General features: G+C 39.8%; 21 protein-coding genes. 16 read left to right on the forward strand and 5 right to left on the reverse strand.

Annotated elements, in window-relative coordinates:
* Positions 1 to 20: 20 nt before the first annotated feature.
* The 4 genes from purM (at position 21) to purD (ending at position 4,870) form a co-directional block, all read left to right on the forward strand.
* Positions 21 to 1,076 (forward strand): phosphoribosylformylglycinamidine cyclo-ligase, encoded by a 1,056-nt coding sequence (purM, locus tag ABS917_RS09515; protein WP_350478745.1) that lies wholly within the window; start codon positions 21 to 23, stop codon positions 1,074 to 1,076.
* Complete coding sequence (gene purN / locus ABS917_RS09520; protein WP_350478746.1) at positions 1,076 to 1,648, forward strand: phosphoribosylglycinamide formyltransferase; 573 nt, start codon at positions 1,076 to 1,078, stop codon at positions 1,646 to 1,648. Before purM ends, purN begins: the two co-directional genes overlap by 1 nt.
* Positions 1,649 to 1,711: 63 nt before the next feature.
* The gene (gene purH, locus ABS917_RS09525; RefSeq protein WP_350478747.1) at positions 1,712 to 3,247 is read left to right on the forward strand and encodes a bifunctional phosphoribosylaminoimidazolecarboxamide formyltransferase/IMP cyclohydrolase; all 1,536 of its coding nucleotides are present in this window, start codon (positions 1,712 to 1,714) and stop codon (positions 3,245 to 3,247) included.
* A gap of 372 nt (positions 3,248 to 3,619) precedes the next feature.
* Complete coding sequence (purD, locus tag ABS917_RS09530) at positions 3,620 to 4,870, forward strand: phosphoribosylamine--glycine ligase (RefSeq protein ID WP_350478748.1); 1,251 nt, start codon at positions 3,620 to 3,622, stop codon at positions 4,868 to 4,870.
* A 53-nt stretch (positions 4,871 to 4,923) separates the two neighbouring features.
* Here the strand turns inward: purD and ABS917_RS09535 are convergent, their stop codons facing one another.
* The 4 genes from ABS917_RS09535 to ABS917_RS09550 all read right to left on the reverse strand — a co-directional run bounded on the left by ABS917_RS09535 (position 4,924) and on the right by ABS917_RS09550 (position 7,346).
* Positions 4,924 to 5,700, reverse strand: a complete 777-nt coding sequence (locus tag ABS917_RS09535) for a coiled-coil domain-containing protein (protein ID WP_350478749.1) — start codon at positions 5,698 to 5,700, stop codon at positions 4,924 to 4,926.
* Between the two features lie 14 nt (positions 5,701 to 5,714).
* Positions 5,715 to 5,957 carry a hypothetical protein gene (locus tag ABS917_RS09540; RefSeq protein ID WP_350478750.1) on the reverse strand — a complete coding sequence of 81 codons (243 nt, stop codon included), beginning with the start codon at positions 5,955 to 5,957 and terminating at the stop codon, positions 5,715 to 5,717.
* Between the two features lie 65 nt (positions 5,958 to 6,022).
* Positions 6,023 to 6,595: a hypothetical protein gene (locus tag ABS917_RS09545; RefSeq protein ID WP_350478751.1), complete on the reverse strand. Its 573-nt coding sequence runs from the start codon at positions 6,593 to 6,595 to the stop codon at positions 6,023 to 6,025.
* Between the two features lie 121 nt (positions 6,596 to 6,716).
* The gene (locus ABS917_RS09550) at positions 6,717 to 7,346 is read right to left on the reverse strand and encodes a BMQ_0737 family morphogenetic spore coat protein (RefSeq protein WP_350478752.1); all 630 of its coding nucleotides are present in this window, start codon (positions 7,344 to 7,346) and stop codon (positions 6,717 to 6,719) included.
* 250 nt (positions 7,347 to 7,596) lie between these two features.
* Here ABS917_RS09550 and ABS917_RS09555 point away from each other — a divergent pair, with 250 nt between their 5' ends.
* Both ABS917_RS09555 and ABS917_RS09560 read left to right on the forward strand, forming a co-directional pair.
* Positions 7,597 to 8,601, forward strand: coding sequence for a hypothetical protein (locus ABS917_RS09555; RefSeq protein ID WP_350478753.1), 1,005 nt, complete (start codon positions 7,597 to 7,599; stop codon positions 8,599 to 8,601).
* Between the two features lie 147 nt (positions 8,602 to 8,748).
* The gene (locus ABS917_RS09560) at positions 8,749 to 9,366 is read left to right on the forward strand and encodes an exosporium glycoprotein BclB-related protein (protein WP_350478754.1); all 618 of its coding nucleotides are present in this window, start codon (positions 8,749 to 8,751) and stop codon (positions 9,364 to 9,366) included.
* A 134-nt stretch (positions 9,367 to 9,500) separates the two neighbouring features.
* Here the strand turns inward: ABS917_RS09560 and ABS917_RS09565 are convergent, their stop codons facing one another.
* Positions 9,501 to 9,731 (reverse strand): YgaP-like transmembrane domain, encoded by a 231-nt coding sequence (locus ABS917_RS09565; protein WP_350478755.1) that lies wholly within the window; start codon positions 9,729 to 9,731, stop codon positions 9,501 to 9,503.
* Between the two features lie 311 nt (positions 9,732 to 10,042).
* Between ABS917_RS09565 and ABS917_RS09570 the strand changes: the two genes are divergently transcribed.
* From ABS917_RS09570 to gatB, 10 genes are all read left to right on the forward strand, one after another.
* Positions 10,043 to 11,776: an adenine deaminase C-terminal domain-containing protein gene (locus ABS917_RS09570; RefSeq protein ID WP_350478756.1), complete on the forward strand. Its 1,734-nt coding sequence runs from the start codon at positions 10,043 to 10,045 to the stop codon at positions 11,774 to 11,776.
* 27 nt (positions 11,777 to 11,803) lie between these two features.
* The gene (locus ABS917_RS09575; RefSeq protein WP_350478757.1) at positions 11,804 to 12,862 is read left to right on the forward strand and encodes a DUF3048 domain-containing protein; all 1,059 of its coding nucleotides are present in this window, start codon (positions 11,804 to 11,806) and stop codon (positions 12,860 to 12,862) included.
* Positions 12,863 to 12,880: 18 nt separating this feature from the next.
* Positions 12,881 to 13,195 carry a YerC/YecD family TrpR-related protein gene (locus ABS917_RS09580; RefSeq protein WP_008408714.1) on the forward strand — a complete coding sequence of 105 codons (315 nt, stop codon included), beginning with the start codon at positions 12,881 to 12,883 and terminating at the stop codon, positions 13,193 to 13,195.
* A gap of 166 nt (positions 13,196 to 13,361) precedes the next feature.
* Complete coding sequence (gene pcrB, locus ABS917_RS09585) at positions 13,362 to 14,051, forward strand: heptaprenylglyceryl phosphate synthase (protein ID WP_350478758.1); 690 nt, start codon at positions 13,362 to 13,364, stop codon at positions 14,049 to 14,051.
* Positions 14,052 to 14,086: 35 nt separating this feature from the next.
* Entirely contained in the window at positions 14,087 to 16,345 is a 2,259-nt protein-coding gene (gene pcrA / locus ABS917_RS09590; RefSeq protein ID WP_350478759.1) for a DNA helicase PcrA, read from the forward strand.
* Positions 16,346 to 16,357: 12 nt separating this feature from the next.
* Positions 16,358 to 18,355, forward strand: coding sequence for an NAD-dependent DNA ligase LigA (gene ligA / locus ABS917_RS09595; protein WP_350478760.1), 1,998 nt, complete (start codon positions 16,358 to 16,360; stop codon positions 18,353 to 18,355).
* 18 nt (positions 18,356 to 18,373) lie between these two features.
* Complete coding sequence (locus ABS917_RS09600; RefSeq protein ID WP_350478761.1) at positions 18,374 to 19,549, forward strand: CamS family sex pheromone protein; 1,176 nt, start codon at positions 18,374 to 18,376, stop codon at positions 19,547 to 19,549.
* 293 nt (positions 19,550 to 19,842) lie between these two features.
* Positions 19,843 to 20,133, forward strand: a complete 291-nt coding sequence (gene gatC, locus ABS917_RS09605; RefSeq protein WP_008408705.1) for an Asp-tRNA(Asn)/Glu-tRNA(Gln) amidotransferase subunit GatC — start codon at positions 19,843 to 19,845, stop codon at positions 20,131 to 20,133.
* Positions 20,134 to 20,150: 17 nt separating this feature from the next.
* The gene (gene gatA / locus ABS917_RS09610) at positions 20,151 to 21,614 is read left to right on the forward strand and encodes an Asp-tRNA(Asn)/Glu-tRNA(Gln) amidotransferase subunit GatA (RefSeq protein WP_014822593.1); all 1,464 of its coding nucleotides are present in this window, start codon (positions 20,151 to 20,153) and stop codon (positions 21,612 to 21,614) included.
* A gap of 1 nt (position 21,615) precedes the next feature.
* The gene (gatB, locus tag ABS917_RS09615; protein WP_008409014.1) at positions 21,616 to 23,061 is read left to right on the forward strand and encodes an Asp-tRNA(Asn)/Glu-tRNA(Gln) amidotransferase subunit GatB; all 1,446 of its coding nucleotides are present in this window, start codon (positions 21,616 to 21,618) and stop codon (positions 23,059 to 23,061) included.
* Positions 23,062 to 23,160 lie beyond the last annotated feature (99 nt).

Consider the following 23,160-nt stretch of genomic DNA (forward strand, 5'->3'; position numbering starts at 1 on the left):
TAAGGAGGAGCAAGTACATTATGTCAAAAGCATATGAACAGGCAGGCGTAAATATTGAGGCAGGTTATGAAGCAGTAAAACGGATGAAATCACATGTCGAACGTACGAACCGTTTAGGTGTGATGGGAACGTTTGGCGGCTTTGGAGGCATGTTTGATTTGTCTGCACTGAACTTAAAGGAACCAGTTCTTATTTCAGGTACGGACGGTGTTGGGACGAAGCTAAAGCTTGCATTTATGGTTGATAAACACGATACGATCGGTGTGGACTGTGTTGCAATGTGTGTAAATGATATTGTTGCACAAGGTGCTGAGCCGCTTTACTTCCTTGACTATGTAGCAGTAGGGAAAGCTGAGCCGGCAAAAATTGAGCAAATCGTAAAAGGTGTTGCGGACGGTTGTGTACAGTCCGGTGCAGCATTAATAGGAGGAGAAACGGCTGAAATGCCGGGTCTTTACGAAGAAGACGAGTACGATTTAGCTGGTTTTGCTGTAGGTGCTTGTGAAAAATCGGACATCATTACAGGAGAAAAAATTGTGGAAGGCGATGTATTAATCGGTCTTGCTTCAAGCGGAGTCCATTCAAACGGCTATTCATTAGTACGCAAAATTGTATTCGCGGACAATGAAATCGCAGTTGACGAGGTAGTAGAAGGCTATGAAGACCTTGGCCTAATCGGCGAAGCGCTTCTTGTTCCTACAAAGCTTTATGCAAAGCCTGTTTTAGCTGCACTTAAAGCTGCAGATGTACACGGTTGTGCACACGTAACAGGCGGGGGGTTCTATGAAAACCTGCCACGTATGATGCCACAAGGTTTGGCAACTGAAATCGATTTAGGATCTTGGCCAGTGCTGCGCATCTTTGAGTTTTTAAAAGAAAAAGGTGCATTAGCGGACAAGGATTTATATAACGTATTCAATATGGGAATCGGCTTTGTTATTGCGGTTCCAGCGAATGAAGCAGATAAAGTGATCGCTGCAGTAGAAGCTGAAGGTGAAAAAGCCTACACAATCGGTCGTGTTGTGAATGGTGAAGGTGTTATTTTCAACGGCGAACATGACGGGAGCTTAGTGTAATGGGTACGAAAATTGCCGTATTCGCTTCTGGAAGCGGTAGTAACTTTCAGGCAATTCAAGAAGCGATTAGTCGCGGTGAACTTAACGCGACGATCGAACTTGTAATTACGGATAAGCCGGGTGCCTATGTTGTGACACGTGCACAAAATTTCGGTATACCAGTTAAGGAGCTTGCACCGAAAACCTTTGCCGACAAGGCAGCTTACGAAGCAAAACTTGTTGAACTGTTAAAAGAACGAGAGATTGATTGGATTATATTAGCAGGTTATATGCGCCTTGTTGGGGAAACGCTATTATCGGCTTATGAGCATCGAATTATCAATATCCATCCGTCGCTGCTGCCATCATTTCCCGGGAAAGACGCCATTGGTCAGGCGATGACTCACGGCGTAAAAGTTACGGGTGTGACAGTGCACTATGTAGATGCGGGAATGGATACGGGAAAGATTATCTCGCAAGGAGCAGTTGACGTTGTCGATGGTAACCGTGAAGCGACAGAAGAGCGTATACATAAATTAGAACATGCGCTTTACACGAAAACATTACAGCAACTATTTAACGTAAAAAAGTAAATTCGCATGAGCCGCTCCTGTGAGGGCCTCGCTCACCGAAAAAATGAATTGGAGGACCTAATCGTGACGAAACGTGCACTTATTAGTGTTTCAGATAAAAATGGTATTTTAGAATTTGCAAAAGAATTAGTAGCTCTTGGCTATGAAGTACTTTCTACTGGAGGAACAAAAAGCTTATTACAAATAAACAATGTTCCGGTAACGGCAGTAGATGAAGTAACAAACTTCCCGGAAATTCTGGATGGCCGTGTAAAAACTTTAAACCCAATGATCCACGGCGGTCTATTAGGTAAGTTTGATGAGCCAAGCCATGTTGCGCAAATGAACGAACATGGCATCAGCCCAATCGAAATTGTATGTGTCAACTTATATCCATTTGTCGAAACGATTTCAAAACCGGATGTCTCTTGGGATGATGCAATTGAAAACATCGATATTGGCGGTCCGACAATGCTACGTTCGGCAGCAAAAAACCATGATTATGTAACGGTAATTGTTGATGCAAATGACTATTCTGCCGTATTGGAAGAGTTAAAGGCAGATGGAAAAACAACATTAACAACACGTCGTCGTTTAGCAGCAAAAGTATTCCGTCATACGGCTGCATATGATTCGTATATTTCCAATCATTTATCAAATGCAATTGGCGAAGAGTTCCCGGAAAACATGACATTAACATATGAACTGAAGCAAACATTGCGCTATGGTGAAAATCCTCACCAAAAAGCTGCGTTCTATGCGAAACGTTTAGGTTCTGATTTTTCGATTGCCTACGCAACGCAATTACACGGTAAAGAATTATCGTACAACAATATTCAGGATGCTAATGCAGCATTGCAAATCGTAAAAGAATTTGAAATGCCTGCAGCGGTTGCCGTGAAACACATGAATCCATGTGGTGTCGGTACTGGTGAAACAATCGAAGAAGCATTCAATAAAGCATATGAAGCAGATCCAACATCGATCTTCGGCGGTATCATTGCATTAAATAAAGAAGTCGACAAAGAAACTGCAGAAAAGTTATCGGGTATTTTCCTTGAAATCATCATTGCACCAAGCTTTACTGAACAAGCATTGGAGATTTTAACGCAAAAGAAAAACATTCGTCTGTTAACAATCGATTTCGCACAGGAAAAGCAGGATCAATTCAATGTTGTAGCTGTTGAAGGTGGTTTACTTGTACAGGAGCCTGACCGTTACGGATTTACAGATGCAAACATTCAAGTTGTGACTGACCGTGAACCGACTGATGAAGAATGGGAAGCGTTAAAACTAGGCTGGGCAGTTGTGAAGCATGTAAAATCAAATGCCATTGTTGTAACGGATAAACAAATGACATTAGGTGTTGGCGCTGGTCAAATGAACCGTGTAGGCGCAGCAAAAATTGCCTTTGAACAAGCTGGAGAAAAATCACAGGGCGCGGCATTGGCTTCGGATGCATTCTTCCCTATGGGCGACACAGTGGAAGCAGCGGCAAAAGCCGGTATTAAAGCAATCATTCAACCAGGCGGCTCGATTAAAGACCAGGAATCAATCGATGCAGCGAACAAATACGGTATTGCAATGGTGTTTACAGGTGTTCGTCACTTTAAACATTAATTAATAAGTTAGCAGTAGAGAAATTATTAAATTTACGTTATAATAGAATAAAGTTTCGCTAATGTTCTGGCCGGACGTTAGCAGAAGCGTTTGCAAATGCATTATTTATTCTTCTTTCTGGCCGGGAGAGGGATAAATAAGACGATTGGGCGATTCTTGGCCGGGTCCCCATCGTAACCAAATTTTATTAACAACTGTATCGACTTTGGCCGGGAGATGCACTGTTAATAATAAAATAATCATTGATTGTAAGATGCACAGCACTACTTTTGGTCGGGTAGCGCGGTGTAAACGACCATTAATGAAAAACGCTCGCCTAAAATTTGGCGGGCGTTTTTTTATTCACATTTTTAATACAAAGGAGAGCTCGTAATGAACATTCTTGTAATCGGTAGTGGTGGTCGTGAGCATGCGATCGCGAAGCAATTCAACAATGCCCCATCTGTACAAAAGGTATTCGTTGCACCAGGAAATGACGGAATGAAGCAGGATGCACAAGTTGTTGCAATCGATGCACTGGATTTCGCAGCACTTGCACAGTTTGTAAAAGAAAATAATGTAGCTTTAACATTTGTAGGTCCGGAGCAGCCATTAGCAGAAGGAATCGTTGACTACTTCAACGAGCAGGGCCTGGTTATTTTCGGTCCGACAAAAGCGGCGGCAAAAATCGAAGGTTCGAAGTCTTATGCAAAAGAGATTATGAACAAATATAATATTCCGACGGCAGCTCATGAAACATTTACAGAAGCGGATAAAGCAGTTGCTTATATTAAAGAGCAAGGTGCTCCAATTGTAATTAAAGCGGACGGGTTAGCTGCTGGAAAAGGTGTTATTGTAGCAATGACAGAACAAGAAGCAATTGAAGCGGTGGAAGATATGATCGGTAACCAGCGTTTCGGTGATTCTTCTTCCCGTGTTGTTGTTGAAGAGTTCCTCGATGGCGAAGAATTCAGCTTCATGAGTTTTGTACATAAAGGGCAAATTTACCCAATGGTCATTGCACAAGATCATAAACGTGCATATGATGGCGATAAAGGACCAAATACAGGTGGAATGGGAGCTTATTCACCAGTACCGCAAATTTCTGAGGACATTGTAAAAGTTGCGTATGATACAATCGTAGAGCCAACTGTAAAAGCAATGGAAGCAGAAGGTGTATCATTCACTGGCATCCTGTATGCAGGCTTAATTTTAACGGCAAAAGGCCCGAAAGTAATTGAGTTCAATGCACGTTTTGGTGACCCTGAAACACAAGTCGTGTTACCACGTATGGCTTCAGACTTCGGTGAATTTATGATGAGCTTAATGAATGAGCAGCTATTTGATTTACAATGGAAAGAAGAGGCTATGCTAGGAGTTGTTGTTGCGGCTGAACGCTACCCGGGTGATGTGGAAAAAGGAAATGCTCTGCCGGAGCTATCGGATATTGAACTGCCGGTATTCCATGCAGGGACAAAGCTTGCGGGCGGCCAGTTCGTCGGTAACGGTGGCCGTGTGTTGCTAGTGGCGTCAGAGGCGGCTACTTTAAAAGAAGCGCAGGAAAAAGTATATGCTGAACTCGCAAAAAAAGAATGGACAAATTTCTTCTTCCGCAAAGATATTGGTTGGAGAACATTTAAATAAAGGGGAGGCGATACGCGCAGACGTGTCGCCTTTTCTACTCTCTAAGCTGTCTGTTATATATCGCCTTTTTTATGCTTCTCAATCTCAATTGCGAGCAATAGTAACTTGTCATCAAACTCATCCAGTATACGTAACTTCTCATCAAGCTCTGTTTCAAAACTGGTTGCTTGAATGAATAAATTTTGAAGCTGGTTTTCAAGGTTGATTCGGGTAACGGAGTGTTCATCAGTTGGAGAATAATTAATATGTTCAGGCTCTTTAATTTGTGCCATTTCTTCAAGGGTAGAGTAAATTTCATCGTTTTTATCTTTTATATGCTTTAACAGATCATGCTGTTGAGTGATCGTTTCACGTAGAGAGATTAATTGTTCATTGTTACTGTTCATGAAAGAACGCAGCAAATGATCCAGTTCTTCGACGGCATGTATATAGTTTTCTGAACTGGCAGCAGGAGGTTCGGTTTTAGCAGTTTTTTCGATTGTTTCTTTTAACTGTTTGTTTTCTTTCTGTAAGTTTTCTTTTTTTTCCACTAGTGATTCAATGGAAGAAATCAGTTTTATTCTTTGCTCTTCGCGTAGCTGAATATTTTCATGCAGCTCGTTAAGCTCTTTTTCAAAACTTTTCCTTAGCATCATTAATTCCATTGAAAGTTCTTTCTTATCGTTTACTAACTGACTTAGTTCCTGCTCAAGACTATTTACCATTGAGTAATAGTCCATTCTTTGTAGGGTGGATATTTCGTTTTGATATTTCGCGATTTCTGATTTTAAAAATATGATGGTTTGCTGTAATTGAAGTACGTCCTTATTTTTCACGCTTTCAATATCCACATGGATCCCTCCTATCAAATCATATCTTTCAGTAAGTTTATAATCTCTTGAAATTCTTTTTCATTTTCATTGATAAGCTGATTTATATTTTCTACAGCTTCTCTTTCATCTTCTTCATTGACAGGGTAAGAAGTTTCAAATTTATTGTTCGATAATAAATAGGCCAATAATAAATTGAGTGAACTTTTTTCCAGAAAAATAAAGCTATTATTATTTTCCTGCAGTTCATCTTTTATCGATGAAAAATGCTCTTTCATAAATTGTTTTAATATCTTTTCAATTGTTAGTACTTCGGATTCTTCTTGTTTATCTTCAAATTCGTTTATGATGTTTCCTCCTGTTCCAAATGAATGACACTTAAATTAATAGGGTTTACAACAGCAATCCCATCTTGAAACTGATCACAATAAGTGAAGCCTGTGATGCTTCCAGCGTAAGATTTATTAGGGGGCCATCTTATCTGGAAATTTGTAAAAGAAATGGTTTCGTTCGGTTCGATTGATGTTTTGCTAATTGGTTTAAGCCAGTATTCGTTTTTGTTCGGTGTTTTTGCGAATCGCAACCATTCATTCGGACCTTTTAGCCTTTGTTGGAGCTGTTCATGTACATACCGACCACTAAATGAAAAAGGTGATGATTCAGGCAATGTTATACAAATAGAAGGGTTTAGTAATGGTTCATTACCGATATTGTAAATATGATAAGAGCCTAAACATAAACTCTCCTGATCTAATTGATGGGATATATTAAAGGTGGAAGTGAAATAGCTAATAACTTTGGTGTTGTTGGAGTTAGGAAGTTTTTCGATGAGTTCTTTTATTTCGTGGAGATAGGTTTGGGTTTGATTTTGCAGCGCATTTAATTTTATTTCGAAAGGGTGGGAGCTTTTGGGCACTGGAAATGCCTCCTCCTTACGGTTAAATTTTATTTGCTTATGTAAGCAAAATAAAGAAAGGGTGTTTCTCCCTTTCTTTATTATATGATGATGAAGTTGGTGATAACACTGATTCATAATATTATGGGAAAACAACAGCGCAGTTGTTAGGGCGAGATGCTGGTGAACAAGCAAATGGTAAATCTGCTCGTGGTTCACAGTAGTCTGCCAAAAACTCTACTGTCACTGGGAATGTTGATTGAATGCTTTGGCAAACTGCGATTGAAAGTGAAAGATTTTCAAATGAAATTGTATTGTTCCCATTGTTGTAGAATGGACCAGTTGAGCATACGAAGCAATCAAGATCTGTATATGTTACATCAACATTTGTCCCTTTAGGTGCACACATTACAACATGTTCACAGCGTGAAATTTCAAAGCCGTTACTTGTGTAAGTTGTTCCGTTTGCTAACGTAATGCAAATTGTCACAGTGAAGTTCTTTTGGATCATAAGTTGTTGTAAATATACAGATGTTCCGTCAATCGTAAATGTACGGTTTTCACGGTTCATAATAACAACAGGGTTAACTGCAGATGGTACTACTTGGCATGTAACTTGAGCTCCTCCGACAACCGCATCTGATGGTAAACCTGGAAACGTAATTGGGCTTGTTGGAGTAAACTCGAAAGACATATCTTTAACAACCCAGTCATACACCTTTTCCACATTAATACAGATAAGTTCTTGTTGTGATGGCATTTGTTCCTTCATGTTCTTGTCACCTCCTTCTATATTTTTATCTTTCGTTTGTATTTTATGACGCTTAAATAGAAGTGCATAGGCAAAGAAATAGTTTAGCTGTTGGTAATTCTGTAATTAGGTTTCCTTCAGCAAATAGTAGATTAAAGCCCATTTTTGTGACTTTATAATTAAAAACAACAGCAATGGAGAAGTGTTTGTCACATACATCAGTTAACGTCAATAAAATATGAAGAGATGCGGATTGAAAGGGGTGAATGAAATGGAAGAATCCACAACCTATACTCTCCAGGAAATTGAAAAATTGAAATTAAAAATCTCTGGGTACAGAAATACGTTGATGACATTGAAAATGGGGACATCGTTTGAAGATTTTCAAATGATGAAGAATGAATTCGAAACATTAAAAAGCCAATTAACATATATTGAAGACTTAACTAAAACAATGGAAGAAAAACAACATACCCAAAATGTAATTTATGAAGAGCAAGCAAAACAATTTGAATTTCAAATTGCTTCATTAAATAAGACGGTTGAAGAAATGGGTAAAGAAATTGTATTAATATCGAAGAAGCTAAATAATGTCAAGGAGGAGAAGGTGGAAGAGAAAGCGCAGCCGTTAGCTGAAAAAACAAATGCGCAGAAGCCTGCCAGCTCGATGAAATATATTCAGAACGGAACTCGGGAAAATGTACCTGCACCTGCACTACCGAATCAACCATCGTATATGCAGTTGAGAAATTTAACAAATCAAGTAATCCAATTGCAAAAAGAGGAAGAGAATAAAAAACCGGCAGAACATATAGAATATAAGTTAGATCAGGCTGATGAACGCTATTTTAATCAGCGTTATTTCCAGACAATTAACCATCCAACACATCAGAATGTAAATAGAAATAATTTGAATAAAGCTATTCTCAAACCTAATAAATCATCAATGGGTGAAGCAAATTTATTGCCCTATTTAAATAAAGTTTCTAATTCCTCCGAGCCGGCGAATGAGAACGAAGAAACGCCTCCATCTCTAATAGAGAAAGTAACTGAAAGTAGTATTGTAAGTCCTGAACTTCAAGAAATAGAGTTTGTAAATGAAGAATTGCAAACAGTAGATTTAAGTGAATTAAATGAAGGCAGTTCAATGAAGGAAGACTTGCAGCCTGAAAATATTGAATTAACGGTTGTAGAAAGCACAGATAATTCAGATTCTGGAGAAGAGAAGACGAAGAAACAATGGAATTCCTCATTCTTTAATATTTTCCGGAAATAAAACGAAAATCAATAAAATCATCCTATTAATAGGATGATTTTATTTTTTTTATCAAATAAAAACTAAAATTCAAAATTGGATTATTAGTTAATTGCCCTTTGATACTATCGATTGGTGAATAAAATAATTGCGAAGGAGGTGAAAAATATGTGTATGTGTTCTAAAAGTATGAATGTTAGTAATTTACATCCATGTGGATCAAATTGCGTTAACTTAGGACCGTTCAGAGCAGTTAGACCAGGCTGTACACCACCAAATACTGGATCAATCATTCCGTTCTCTTCTGGTATTACGCCAGTTGTTTTAACGACGCTTGTTGGGGGATTAGTTGGTACTACTAGTTTAATTGGGTTCGGTACTGCGATTCCTGGAATTACAATTGTAGGGAATACAATTGACCTGTCAGGTGTTATTACTGAAGCCTTCTCAGTTCCACGCAATGGTAGTATTACAGCGATCTCTGCATCATTCACTGAAACAGCTGGGCTAAACCTTGGTTTAGGATCTGTTTCGGTTACTGCTCAAATTTACCGTGCACCTGCAGGAAGTTCAATCTTCACTGCTACAAATGCAAGAGTTACGTTGACACCACCATTTACAGGCCTTGTAACTATAGGTCAAACATCGTATGGATCAGCAAATGTACCACCGGTTCCTGTAGCGCAAGGTGACCGTTTATTAATGGTTTACTCCCTAGCTGGAACAGGAATTACTGTAGTTACAGCACTTACAGGTACAGCAAGTGCTGGTATTACAATTTCATAAACAATAAACGTAAAAAAACTATTACCAAAATCCTACAAACCCAAAAGCGCTAAATTGAATCATTCAATATAGCGCTTTTTTAATGTAAACACAAATCCTACATAAAATTATTCAATATACCCTAGATCCACCTCTTAATCATTGACGGGCATCATATCGTTCATCTGTTCCGATTTGGCCATTGCGACCACTGGACAATACTGATAATATCCTTCCGCTACTTTCATTGAACCGGCAAGAATCATCATACGACCAACTGTACATTGAGGTTTATGTGCGATTCTCCCGACACCGAATGCAGTCATTGCAACACCACACATCATGCGGATAAAAGCGTTTGTTTCGGAAATATTTGGGGTTAGCAATTATATTTCACTCCTTTTTTTAGAAAATTTAAAAATTATTTTGGAAACACTTTGCTTTATGAAAGTGCTATGTTACGATTAATTCACCAAAAGGAATATTGTAGCAATTGCCTACATAAAGCAAAATATATTGAATTAAGTATGTGTTTTTCTTTTAAATCGATACGCATTAATCTAGCTTCAGCAGCTGTTAAAGACAATTGCTGAAGCTACTTGAATCGCAGCAGTATATTTTTTAAAGCTGGTATAAGCATCTTGGAAAAGTTATGGGCGTCCTTATAATGGTGTGGAAGTTGAAAGGAGTGCAGAATATGCCGGAAATTAGTTGGAAGTTAAGTAATATTCGAGAGCAAGTTAGTATCATTGATGGGCATGCTGCTCCGAGTCTAGTTTTAAAAAATGCAAAGTACTTGCATAGTATGATGAAAAGTTGGGCAACAGGGAACATCTGGATATCCAATGACCGCATCGTATATGTCGGGAAGGAACTGCCTGTAAATGTAGAAGGGACAGAGGTTGTTGATCTGGCCGGAAAAGTAGTTGTACCAGGTTATATTGAGCCGCATGTACATCCTTTTCAATTGTACAATCCCCACAGCTTCGCAGAATTTAGTGCACAGACAGGCACGACAACATTTATTTCAGACAATATGACGCTTGTTTCATTAATGAAAAACAAGAAAGCGTTTTCTTTTATGGATGAGCTTTCCAAATTACCATTTTCATTTTACTGGTGGAGTCGCTTCGATTCACAAACGGAACTTGAAAATGAAAGGGAACTGTACTCAAATGCCTCAGTATTGGAATGGCTTGACCGTCACGACGTACTGCTTGGCGGGGAATTGACAGGATGGCCTCGTCTTATGCGCGGAGATGACCAAATGCTTTACTGGATTCAGGCAGCCAAGCATAAGGGGAAAAAAATCGAAGGACATTTACCAGGGGCGTCCGAAAAAACATTGGCTAAAATGCGTTTACTAGGAGTCGATGGTGATCATGAATCAATGACGATTGAAGATATTGAAGCGCGTTTGCAGCATGGTTATGCTGTTACTCTCCGCTATTCTTCAATTCGCCCGGATTTGCCGCATCTATTAAAAGCTGTTGTCGATAAAGGCTACGAAATATTTGATCAGTTAATGATGACGACAGATGGTTCCACACCGAGCTTCCATGAAGATGGTGTGATGGATAAATGTATTCGGGCCGCCCTTGAAGCTGGTGTGCGCCCTGTTGACGCTTATAATATGGCAAGTTATAATGTTGCGCGCTATTATAATATGACAAATCTGCATGGGTTGCTTGCTACAGGGCGTTATGCAAATATTAACATTCTGACGGACGAATACTCGCCTACACCTGAAGCAGTGATTTCAAAAGGAGTATGGCTAAAGCGCGATAATAACGACTTGAAGGCATTTCCGGCAGTGGACTTATCACTATTCGGTGATTTGAAAATCGACTTTGATTTGCATGAAGGAGATTTTCAATTTTCGATGCCGATTGGCGTTGAAATGGTGAATGATGTTATTACGAAGCCGTATAGTATAAAAAATCTCGGTCATCATCATCATACATTATCTACAGACCATGATGAAAGCTATTTAATGCTTGTCGACCGCAATGGGAAATGGCGCATTAATACAATGATTAAAGGATTTGCGACACATGTAAAAGGCTTTGCTTCATCGTATTCCAATACAGGAGATATTATTTTAATCGGAAAATCGATGCAAGATATGCAGCATGCGTTCCGAGAACTGAAGAAAATGAATGGCGGGATTGTGCTTGTTGAAGATGATCAGATCATAACAAGTATTCCTTTAACATTGGCCGGCTCTATTTACGATGGGACGGTGAATGAAGTAATTCCGCTTGAACTGGCATTGAAGAGTGCTTTGAAAAAACGTGGTTATCACCATACAGATGCAATTTACACATTGCTGTTTTTACAATCGACACATTTACCATATATTCGAATTACGACACGTGGGATTTTTGATGTCATGAAAAATAAGGTTATGCTACCTGCTGTAATGCGATAAACCTATAAAAATGAGAGGAGTAGCACGATGAAACGCAGTATATTTATGTTAGCGCTATTAGGCATAACCTTAACGACAGGTTGTTCCGATAAAGAACAAACAGAGGAACCTGTTGTAGAGATAGAAGAAACGGAAGTAGAGGAAGATATTATTGTAGCGGAGGCGGAAGAAATACTGCCATTTGTTACACCTTTTACAGGGGAACGAGTAGCGGAAGAAGTAACGATGCGCCCAATACTTGCAACGATCAATAACCATCCGCAAGCACGTCCGCAATCTGGACTTGCACAGGCGGATGTTGTATATGAAATGCTGGCGGAAGGTGATGTTACACGCTTTTTAGCACTTTACCAGTCTGAACTTCCTGAATCTATCGGACCGATTCGCAGTGCGCGATCATACTTCATTGATATCGCAAAAGGGCTGGACGCCTTTTATATTGCGCATGGCTACAGTCCAGAAGCAAAATCGATGCTTGCACAAAGAATCGTCGATAATATAAATGGAATGCACTATGATGGTACTTACTTTAAACGTTCATCAACACGTGTGGCTCCTCACAATTCTTATATTTCAGGCGAAAATGTAAAGGCAGGTGCTGAAAAAGTGGGGACTTCACTACTTTATCAGAAAAAAGTGGCCTACCCATTTTATGAAGCCGAAGATAATGTTAAAATAGGAACAACGGCTAATGAAGTATCGGTAAAATACAATAATAGTGGTTCATTTAATAGTCAGTACGTTTACAATGCGGAAACGAATCAGTACAAGCGTTATTCTGCAAATGTAGAAACAATAGATTACGAAACAAATGAATCCATCGAATTAGCCAACATTTTATTTTTTGAAATGCCTCATCGAATTGTAGACAATGCGGGTCGACGCGACATTACAATTACTGGTGGCGGCAATGCGTATGTTGCCCAGGCAGGGATGATACGTGAAGTGAAATGGAAAAATGCAGATGGCCTGCTGGTGGCAGTCGAAGAAGATGGATCGGAAGTAAAGTTAGTTCAAGGAAAGACATGGATACATTTCGTACCAACATCTCCAGGTCTAGCGGCATCTGTTATATATTCAGAGTAGAGAGGAAATGGTGGGCACATGCAAATTGAAAAAATTCGCGGTCATCAAACAGATCAGTTGTTTAAAGCGGTCCTAGAGTTAAAAGATATTGAGGAATGCTATAAATTTTTCGATGACTTGTGCACGATTAGTGAAATTCAGTCATTGGCACAGCGATTTGAAGTTGCACATTTATTACGTTTGAAAAAAACGTATGAAACAATTAAAAAGGAAACAGGTGCTTCAACAGCAACAATTTCCCGTGTACGCCGTTGCTTTGATTACGGAAATGACACTTATGATGAAATGCTGGGCCGTCTTTATCCAGATGAAAAGCCATTTACGTCAAAGTAAAGAAGCGCCCAATCATAAATATATGAGCAAGCTTAAAAGACTGAGCAGATTTATCCGCTCAGTCTTTTAATATTTCATCGAATTTCGTTATACTAAGAGATGGTCAATAAAAACTAAGATAATGGAAAGTTCAATATAAAAATTTTGAGAATAGGTGGATATATTCATGGAATATTTAAACTGGAGACATGTATTTAAACTGGACCCTGCAAAGGAAATTTCGGATGAGGCATTAGAGCAGATTTGCGAATCAGGTACGGATGTTATTTTAGTTGGCGGAACAGATGATGTGACGTTGGATGGCGTACTGGATTTGCTCGTCCGTGTCCGTCGTTTTTCAGTACCGATTGCGCTTGAAATTTCAAATGTCGATAGCATTACACCGGGATATGATTATTATTTCATACCGTCCGTGTTGAATAGTCGAGATACAAAATGGGTGAAAGATCTGCATCATGAAGCGATTAAAGAATACGGTGATGTACTAATTTGGGAAGAGCTTGTAGCGGAGGGCTACTGTATATTGAATCCGGATTGTAAAGTAGCGCAAGCAACAGATGCGAAAACGGATTTGACGGTGGAAGATGTAGTGGCTTATGCACGAATGGCCGAAAACTATTTTAAATTGCCGATATTTTATTTAGAGTACAGCGGTGCATATGGTGATATCGAAATGGTGAAAGCAACAGCCGAAGTTTTAAATGAAACAAAGCTCTTTTATGGAGGCGGAATTACGTCCGTTGAACAAGCGAAGGAAATGGCTGCACATGCCAATACTGTAGTGGTCGGAAATATTATTTATGATGATTTAAAAGCGGCATTAAAAACCGTACAAGCAGTAAAAAGTGTTATATAATAGGAACAAACGTTCTTTAGATAGGAAGGTGCAATATGGAGCATATAGCAAAAAATTTAGTAGCGGGAATGAATCCACAGCAAGCTGAAGCGGTGAAAACAACGGAAGGCCCGCTCCTGATTATGGCAGGGGCAGGCTCTGGGAAAACACGGGTACTAACTCACCGTATCGCCTATTTAGTTGTTGAGCGTGAAGTTTACCCTTCGAAAATTCTAGCCATTACGTTTACAAATAAAGCTGCCCGTGAAATGCGAGAACGAATCGACGGGATTTTAGGTAACGGAACAACGGAAAGCATGTGGGTATCCACATTCCACTCAATGTGCGTACGCATTTTGCGACGCAATATTGACCGGATCGGCTATTCAAAGAGCTTCTCAATTTTAGATAGTTCTGATCAGCTGACAGTTATAAAAAATATATTGAAGCAGGATAATATCGATCCGAAAAAATATGATCCGCGTGCAATTTTAAATACGATCAGTTCGGCAAAAAACGAGTGCATTACTGTGGACGGCTTTGAAGCGAACATGAATCCGCATAATCCATTTGAAAAGATTGTCGCACAAGTATATAAAGGCTATCAGAAACGATTAAGACAAAATCAAAGTCTCGATTTTGACGATTTAATCATGCTGACAATACGTCTATTTAATGAAGCGCCGGACGTGCTTGAATTTTACCAAAACAAATTCCAGTACATTCACGTTGATGAATATCAAGATACGAATAAATCTCAATACTTGCTTGTGCAGTTACTTGCGAAGAAATTCCGTAATATTTGTGTTGTAGGGGATTCGGACCAATCGATCTATCGTTGGCGCGGTGCCGATATTTCAAATATATTATCGTTTGAAAAAGATTACAAAGAAGCAAAGGTTATTATGCTCGAGCAAAACTACCGTTCGACAAAGCGTATTTTACAAGCAGCAAACAGCGTCATTGAAAAGAATAAAGACCGCTATAAAAAAGTACTGAGAACAGAAAATCCGGAAGGCGAAAAGATTCAGCTTTTCAAAGCAGGCAATGAGCAGGATGAAGCGCAGTATGTCGTACGTACGATTCAAAAGCTTATGAAGGATGAAGATTACAAGCTGGATGATTTTGCGATTTTATATCGTACTAACGCACAGTCACGTGTAATGGAGGATGTGCTCGTAAAATCGAATATGAACTACCAGATTGTTGGCGGTACAAAGTTCTATGATCGTAAAGAGATTAAAGACTTGCTCGCTTACTTGCGTTTAATTGCGAATAATGATGATGACTTGTCGCTGGCGAGAATTATCAATGAACCAAAACGTGCAATTGGTGCGACTTCATTTGATAAAATGCTTGTCTATGCGATGGAACGCGATCGTTCGATTTTCGATGCGATGGGTGAGCTTGTATTTATGGGGCTATCAGGGAAGGCAGCCACTTCCGCAGAAAATTTCTACAATATGATTCGTTCATTAAGTGAACGTCAGCAAGACTTATCGGTAACAGAGATTGTGGAAGAAGTGCTTGAAAAATCAGGATACCGTCAAATGCTGAAAGCGGAAAAATCGATTGAAGCAGAAAGCCGCCTGGAAAATATAGAAGAGTTTTTAACAGTAACCCAGGCTTTTGAAGCGCGCAGTGAAGATCAGTCATTAGTGGCATTTTTAACGGACCTTGCACTAATTGCTGATATTGATTCGTTAGATGAAGAAGAAAAAGCGCAAGGTACGATTATTCTAATGACGATGCATGCCGCAAAAGGACTGGAATTCCCTGTTGTGTTCATTATCGGAATGGAGGAAAATATATTCCCCCATTCACGTTCATTGGAAAGTGAAGATGAAATGGCCGAAGAACGACGCTTAATGTATGTCGGTGCTACTCGGGCTGAACAGCGTCTTTACTTGTCTTGTGCGGGCTCACGTACAATTTTTGGGCGTACAGGCTACAATGCCCCATCACGTTTTTTACGCGAAATTGATGAAAATGTGTTAGAGCAGGTTTCAAAAGCAAATACTACATCATATCGCGATGATTCATTGCCATTTAAATCGAACCGTTATGACCGTATGCCGAAGCGTTCATTAGGAAGTGTGCAGGCACCTGCTTCCCAAACGTCACGTCTGAATTCTACTGGCGGGGATAAGTTTGACTGGAAAGTAGGCGACAAAGCTGCCCATGGTAAATGGGGCGTCGGTATGGTCGTAAGCGTAAAAGGTGAAGGTGATGGTATGGAACTGGACATTGCTTTCCCGTCACCAACTGGAATAAAACGTCTGCTAGCGAAATTTGCGCCGATTACGAAAGCTTAGGAGGAACATTTGATGAATGAAATAGAACAAAGAATTGCGGAATTGAACAAGCTTCTTCATGAGTATGGCTATGCGTATTATGTACTGGATAAACCGATAGTAGAAGATAGCGTATATGATCAGCTTTTACATGAACTTATCGCATTAGAAGAAGCAAATCCGGAATTTATTTATCCTGATTCTCCTACTCAGCGTGTCGGTGGCATGGTATTGGAAGGATTTAAAAAAGTAACGCATGAAACAGCGATGCTTAGTTTGTCGAATGCTTTCAATGAGGAAGATTTGCGTGATTTTGACCGGAAAATCGAACAGGCAATCGGTAAAAATTACTCGTATGTATGTGAGCTGAAAATTGATGGTTTGGCCATATCTCTACGCTATGAAAACGGGGTATTTGTACAAGGTGCTACACGTGGTGACGGAACAGTAGGGGAAGACATTACAGCCAACCTGAAAACAATCCGTGCCATTCCTTTACGTTTAAAAGAACCAGTAACATTAGAAGTGCGCGGCGAAGCCTATATGCCGAAAAAATCTTTTGAGAAACTGAATGAACGTCGTGCTGAAAATGGAGAAGAGCTATTTGCAAATCCTCGAAACGCGGCAGCAGGATCGTTGCGTCAATTAGACCCGAAAATTGCAGCAAGCCGAAATTTATCGACGTTTATATATGCAGTTGGCGGGGACGGAGAAAGCTATGGCATTGATGGGCACTGGGAAATGCTCAAGTATTTGGAGGAGCTAGGTTTTCCATCAAATAAAGAGCGTGAGTATTGCGAAACTATTGAGGACGTTTTGGCGTTTATAGAAAAGTGGACAGAAGCGCGCCCAAATTTATCATATGAAATTGATGGTATCGTCATCAAAGTGAATCGCTATGCCCAACAAGATGAGCTTGGCTTTACAGCAAAATCGCCGCGCTGGGCAATTGCCTACAAATTCCCTGCTGAAGAAGTTATAACAAAGTTATTAGATATTGAACTGACGGTAGGTCGCACGGGTGTTATTACTCCAACAGCGATTTTAACACCGGTACTTGTTGCGGGAACTACTGTGAGCCGTGCATCATTGCACAATGAAGACCTTATTCGCGAAAAGGACATTCGAATCGATGATACGGTCATCGTACGAAAAGCAGGGGATATTATCCCGCAAATTGTGGGGGTCGTTCTGGAGCAGCGCCCGGATGACACCGTACCGTACAAAATGCCGACACATTGTCCTGCTTGTGACGAAGAAGTTGTACGTATTGATACTGATGTAGCATTGCGCTGCGTGAATCCTCAATGTCCTGCGCAAATTGCGGAAGGTGTGAAACATTTCGTATCACGTAATGCGATGAATATCGACGGTCTTGGCGAGAAGGTAGTCGAACAGCTGCTGCGCGAAGGCTATATTCAAGATGTAGCGGGACTATATGAACTTACAGTAGAACAGCTGATCAATCTGGAGCGAATGGGACAAAAATCGGCGACAAATTTAGTTGAAGCGCTTATTCAGTCAAAGGATAATTCGCTGGAACGATTATTATTTGGTCTTGGAATCCGCCATGTTGGGGAAAAAGCAGCTAAGATTTTGGCAGCTCATTTTGAAACGATCGATGCACTAATGGTCGCTACTGAAGACGAATTGAAAGATATTCATGAAATTGGCGATAAAATGGCCGAATCGATTGTAGCGTATTTTGCAAGCGAGCAAGTACAACAATTAATCGAACGCCTAAAAGGATTTGGCTTAAATATGTCCTATAAAGGCAAGAAAGTTGTCGTGGAAGCAGGGGCAAATCCTTTTGCAGGAAAAACAATTGTACTGACAGGTAAATTACAGCAATTGACACGTAACGAAGCAAAGGCGAAAATAGAACAGTTAGGTGGTACGGTTGCAGGAAGTGTCAGTAAAAAGACAGACCTTGTAATTGTCGGAGAAGATGCAGGCTCGAAGCTTGAAAAGGCCCAAAGCTTAGGCATTGAAATTTGGGATGAAGTGCGCCTAATCGAACAATTAATATAGTAAAGGGGACTTGCTCTCATGAAACGTTATCGCTGGATACCTGCGATAATTGTAGCGGCGATGTTGTCAGCGTGTGCGCCAAACCTCACACCTGATACAGAACTGACGCAAGAATCAGATACAGAACAAGCTGTGGAAACAACAATTATCCCGAACATGCAAATAAACGATAAATTTTATCGTACATTGATTCCATATAAGGAAAGTGCGAGCCGTGGTTTAGTTGTTTCCAATATTTATACGAAGTACGATATGAAGGAAGTCGAAACAGGCTTAATGCGTATTTCACAAAATCATTTCGATACGGAAAACTACTATTTCCAGGAAGGTCAGTATTTAGATGAAGAAACATTGAAATACTGGTTAGCCCGTCCAAACCAAACAGAAGACAAAGGACCGGAGTACCAAGGTCTAAACCCGTCAAGCGTGGATGAGGCGACAGGCAAGGAAATGGAACCAACTGTGAAAGCAACAGAAGCTCCGGTTTATTTGGCACACATTGTGGAACAAAATTATTTAACAAAAACCGATGAGAACAAAGTAAAGCTGGCAGGTGTTTCAATCGGATTAGCTTTAAATTCAGTTTACTATTATCAGAAAGAACAGTATGGAGAATTTTTTGAACAAAAAATTCCCGATGCGGAAATAGAAGCAGAAGGTAAAAAAATAGCGCAGGAAGTTATCAATCGATTGCGTGCTCGTCCGGAACTGGCAGATGTCCCGATTGTAATTGGTTTATTTAAACAAGCTGAAAGAAATGCGATTGTACCAGGGACATATACTGACTATAACTTCGCAGATAAAGGAAAAACAGAATTGGGTGAGTGGAAAGCAATCGATGAAAAATACGTTACTTTCCCGATGAGTTCGCCGGATGATGTATACCGTGAGTTGAATACGAATTTCCAAAACTTTAAGCAGGATGTCGATAAATATTTCTCGAACTTCACGAGTGTGTTTGCCACTGGGTTTTACCAAAACAAAAAAGTCCAGAAGCTTGATATCGAAATCCCGATCCAGTTTTACGGAACAGCTGAAATTACAGGATTTACACAGTATTTGACCGGCTTAATGCTTAATCATTTACCCCTTGATCTGTATATTTCGGTGAGTATTACTTCTGTTAACGGACCAGAAGTACTAATTATTAAAGAACCGAATGAAGATGAGCCTTTTGTTCATATTTATGAGTAAAATCTCCCGAAAAATACCATACTTTTACGAGTGTGGTATTTTCTTTTTGCGCAGGATTTCTACTTCACTACGTTAATGCGTTGATTTGGCGAAAAATCGTCGTAAGTGGGGGATTGTTTGCTGGATTTTTTCCTAAAGCGAAGATTTTTACAAGGAAAAATGTTATCATTATGGGCATGGTTTATGTAGAATCAGCGGGTATCCAAAACAATCACTGACTCCACATATAGACCCGGCGGATGATCCGGATTTTGCCGAGGTATATTTGATTCGATAACTTGGAGGTGTAACAAATGGCAAAAATTTCAAAAGAAGAAGTAAAACACGTAGCGCACTTAGCTCGCCTTGCTATTACAGAAGAGGAAGCAGAGAAATTTGCTGAACAACTAGGTAAAATTACTGATTTCGCAGAGCAGTTAAATGAATTAGATACAACAAATGTTGAACCGACTTCACATGTTTTACCTTTAGTGAACGTACTTCGCGAGGACGTAGCAAAAGAAGGCTTACCTCTTGAAAAAGTAATGCTGAACGTAAAAGAACAAGAAGCAGGTCAAATTAAAGTACCATCAATTATGGAGTAATAGGAGGAACCACTCGCATGACAGTATTTGAGCGCACATCAGCACAATTGCAAGAGAGCTTAAAGTCGGGTGAACTAACAATTGCGGATTTAACAAAAGAAGCGTTTGACCGCATTGAAAAGTTGGACGGCGATGTACAAGCTTTCTTAGCACTAAATAAAGAACAAGCAACTGCAAAAGCAGCTGAATTAGATCAAGTTCCTTTTGAGGAGCGCGGTCCATTATTCGGTATGCCTATTGGCGTAAAGGATAATATCGTAACAGAAGGATTGGAAACAACTTGTGCTTCTAAAATTCTGGAAGGCTTTATGCCAATTTACGATGCAACAATCGTAAAAAAATTACGTGATGCTGGCATGATTACAGTCGGTAAATTGAACATGGATGAATTCGCAATGGGTTCTTCTAACGAAAACTCTGCTTATAAAACAACTAAAAACCCATGGAACCTTTCACATGTGCCAGGTGGTTCTTCAGGTGCATCTGCAGCAGCAGTTGCAGCGGGTGAAGTGCCATTTTCACTAGGTTCTGATACGGGTGGATCAATCCGTCAACCAGCAGCTTACTGTGGTGTTGTAGGAATGAAACCTACATACGGTCGTGTATCTCGTTTCGGTTTAGTTGCATTCGCATCTTCTTTAGACCAGATCGGACCAATTACACGCAATGTAAAAGACAATGCATTATTACTTGAAGCAATCTCAGGTGTAGACGAAATGGATTCTACTTCTGCAGATGTGCCAGTACCAAACTATGCAGCCGCTTTAGACGGTAATATTAAAGGCTTAAAAATTGCTGTACCAAAAGAATTCCTAGGTGAAGGCGTTGGCGAAGCAGCAAAACAGTCGGTACTTGATGCATTGGAAGTATTAAAAGGCTTAGGTGCTACAGTAGAAGAGGTATCTTTACCACACTCTAAATATGCATTAGCAGCTTATTACATTCTCTCTTCATCAGAAGCATCTTCAAACCTTTCACGTTTCGATGGTATTCGCTACGGCTACCGTTCAGAAAACGCGAAAAACTTATTAGAGCTGTACAAACAATCCCGTGCTGAAGGTTTCGGCGATGAGGTAAAACGTCGTATTATGCTTGGAACATATTCATTATCAGCAGGTACGTATGATGCTTACTACAAAAAAGCACAACAAGCGCGTACTTTAATTAAAGCTGATTATGACAAAGTATTCGAAAACTATGATGTAATCATCGGGCCAACTGCACCAACACCAGCATTCGCTATTGGCGCAAACATTGATGACCCAATGACAATGTACGCAAACGATATTTTAACAATTCCAATCAACTTGGCAGGTGTACCGGCAATTTCAGTTCCATGCGGTTTTGAAAACGGATTACCATTAGGTTTACAAATTATCGGTAAGCATTTTGATGAAGAAACACTTTACCGTGTGGCATACGCTTATGAGCAACAAACAGATTTCGCTAAACAAACTCCAGCATTATGGGAGGTAAAATAAAATGAACTTTGAAACAGTCATTGGCTTAGAGATTCACGTTGAATTAAAAACAAACTCAAAAATCTTCTCTAGCAGTCCAAACCACTTTGGTGCGGAACCAAACACTAATACAACAGTAATCGACCTTGGTTATCCAGGTGTTTTACCAGTATTAAATAAACAAGTAGTAGATTACGCTATGCGTGCTTCTTTAGCATTAAACATGGAAATCGAACAAGAAACTAAGTTCGACCGTAAAAACTACTTCTATCCGGACAATCCGAAAGCTTACCAAATTTCACAATTTGATAAGCCAATCGGTAAAAATGGTTGGGTAGAAATCGAAATTCCAGCTAAAGGTGATACACCAGGCTACAAAAAGAAAATCGGTATTACCCGTCTTCACATGGAAGAAGATGCTGGTAAATTAACGCATGCTGATGGCTATTCTTTAGTGGACTTAAACCGTCAAGGTACGCCATTAGTAGAAATCGTTTCTGAACCGGATATCCGCACGCCAGACGAAGCGTATGCTTATCTTGAAAAAGTAAAATCAATCATCCAATATACAGGCGTTTCTGACGTACGTATGGAGGAAGGTTCTCTTCGTTGTGATGCGAACATTTCAATTCGTCCATACGGTCAAGAAGAGTTCGGAACGAAAACTGAGCTTAAAAACTTGAACTCATTCAACTTTGTCCGTCGTGGTTTAGAGCACGAAGAAATCCGCCAAGCAGAAGTATTAATGGCTGGTGGCGTTATTGAGCAGGAAACACGCCGTTTTGATGAGAAAACAGGTAAAACAATTCTTATGCGTGTTAAAGAAGGTACGGATGATTACCGTTACTTCCCAGAGCCGGACTTAGTGCGTCTTTCGATTTCTGATGAATGGGTAGAGCGCGTACGTAACGAGATTCCGGAATTACCGGATGCTCGTAAAGCACGTTATGTTTCTGAATTAGGCTTAAATGATTATGATGCAAACGTACTTGTAGTAAACAAAGAGATTTCCGATTTCTTTGATGCAACTGTAAATGCAGGTGCTGATGCGAAATTATCAGCTAACTGGTTGATGGGTGATATTTCTGCATACTTAAATGCAGAACAAAAAGAGCTGAAAAATACAGCTCTAACACCGGAAAACTTGGCTGGTATGGTGAAATTAATTTCGGACGGTACAATTTCTTCTAAAATCGCGAAAAAAGTATTCACTGAGTTAGTAACGAATGGTGGAGACGCTGCGAAAATCGTGAAAGAAAAAGGCTTAGTACAAATTTCTGATCCGGAAGTAATCCGTGGTTTCGTAACAACTGTTCTTGATAATGATGCAAAATCAGTAGAAGATTTCAAAGCTGGTAAAGACCGTGCGATTAAAGCACTTCTTGGCCAAATTATGAAAGCTTCTAAAGGTCAGGCAAACCCACAATTAACAAACCAAATCTTAATGGAAGAAATTAATAAACGTTAATTTTTTCTTAGAAACGGCAGTCCATTCTTAAATTGGACTGTCGTTTTATTTTGTTCTAAAAGGAATTTTCTTGAAAAATGACAAGTATAGGCTAATAAT

The sequence above is a fragment of the Solibacillus sp. genome (assembly GCF_040273735.1).
Taxonomy (GTDB): domain Bacteria; phylum Bacillota; class Bacilli; order Bacillales_A; family Planococcaceae; genus Solibacillus.

Excerpts from the sequence above, each read along its gene's own strand:
- gatB (WP_008409014.1), top strand. The coding sequence starts at position 21,616 with ATGAACTTTGAAACAGTCATTGGCTTAGAGATTCACGTTGAATTAAAA.
- ABS917_RS09570 (WP_350478756.1), top strand. The coding sequence starts at position 10,043 with ATGCCGGAAATTAGTTGGAAGTTAAGTAATATTCGAGAGCAAGTTAGT.
- ABS917_RS09550 (WP_350478752.1), bottom strand. The coding sequence starts at position 7,346 with ATGAAGGAACAAATGCCATCACAACAAGAACTTATCTGTATTAATGTG.
- purN (WP_350478746.1), top strand. The coding sequence starts at position 1,076 with ATGGGTACGAAAATTGCCGTATTCGCTTCTGGAAGCGGTAGTAACTTT.
- ABS917_RS09580 (WP_008408714.1), top strand. The coding sequence starts at position 12,881 with ATGCAAATTGAAAAAATTCGCGGTCATCAAACAGATCAGTTGTTTAAA.
- pcrA (WP_350478759.1), top strand. The coding sequence starts at position 14,087 with ATGGAGCATATAGCAAAAAATTTAGTAGCGGGAATGAATCCACAGCAA.
- gatC (WP_008408705.1), top strand. The coding sequence starts at position 19,843 with ATGGCAAAAATTTCAAAAGAAGAAGTAAAACACGTAGCGCACTTAGCT.
- purD (WP_350478748.1), top strand. The coding sequence starts at position 3,620 with ATGAACATTCTTGTAATCGGTAGTGGTGGTCGTGAGCATGCGATCGCG.
- ABS917_RS09540 (WP_350478750.1), bottom strand. The coding sequence starts at position 5,957 with ATGAAAGAGCATTTTTCATCGATAAAAGATGAACTGCAGGAAAATAAT.
- ABS917_RS09555 (WP_350478753.1), top strand. The coding sequence starts at position 7,597 with ATGGAAGAATCCACAACCTATACTCTCCAGGAAATTGAAAAATTGAAA.
- ABS917_RS09600 (WP_350478761.1), top strand. The coding sequence starts at position 18,374 with ATGAAACGTTATCGCTGGATACCTGCGATAATTGTAGCGGCGATGTTG.
- ligA (WP_350478760.1), top strand. The coding sequence starts at position 16,358 with ATGAATGAAATAGAACAAAGAATTGCGGAATTGAACAAGCTTCTTCAT.
- pcrB (WP_350478758.1), top strand. The coding sequence starts at position 13,362 with ATGGAATATTTAAACTGGAGACATGTATTTAAACTGGACCCTGCAAAG.
- gatA (WP_014822593.1), top strand. The coding sequence starts at position 20,151 with ATGACAGTATTTGAGCGCACATCAGCACAATTGCAAGAGAGCTTAAAG.
- ABS917_RS09560 (WP_350478754.1), top strand. The coding sequence starts at position 8,749 with ATGTGTATGTGTTCTAAAAGTATGAATGTTAGTAATTTACATCCATGT.
- ABS917_RS09575 (WP_350478757.1), top strand. The coding sequence starts at position 11,804 with ATGAAACGCAGTATATTTATGTTAGCGCTATTAGGCATAACCTTAACG.
- purM (WP_350478745.1), top strand. The coding sequence starts at position 21 with ATGTCAAAAGCATATGAACAGGCAGGCGTAAATATTGAGGCAGGTTAT.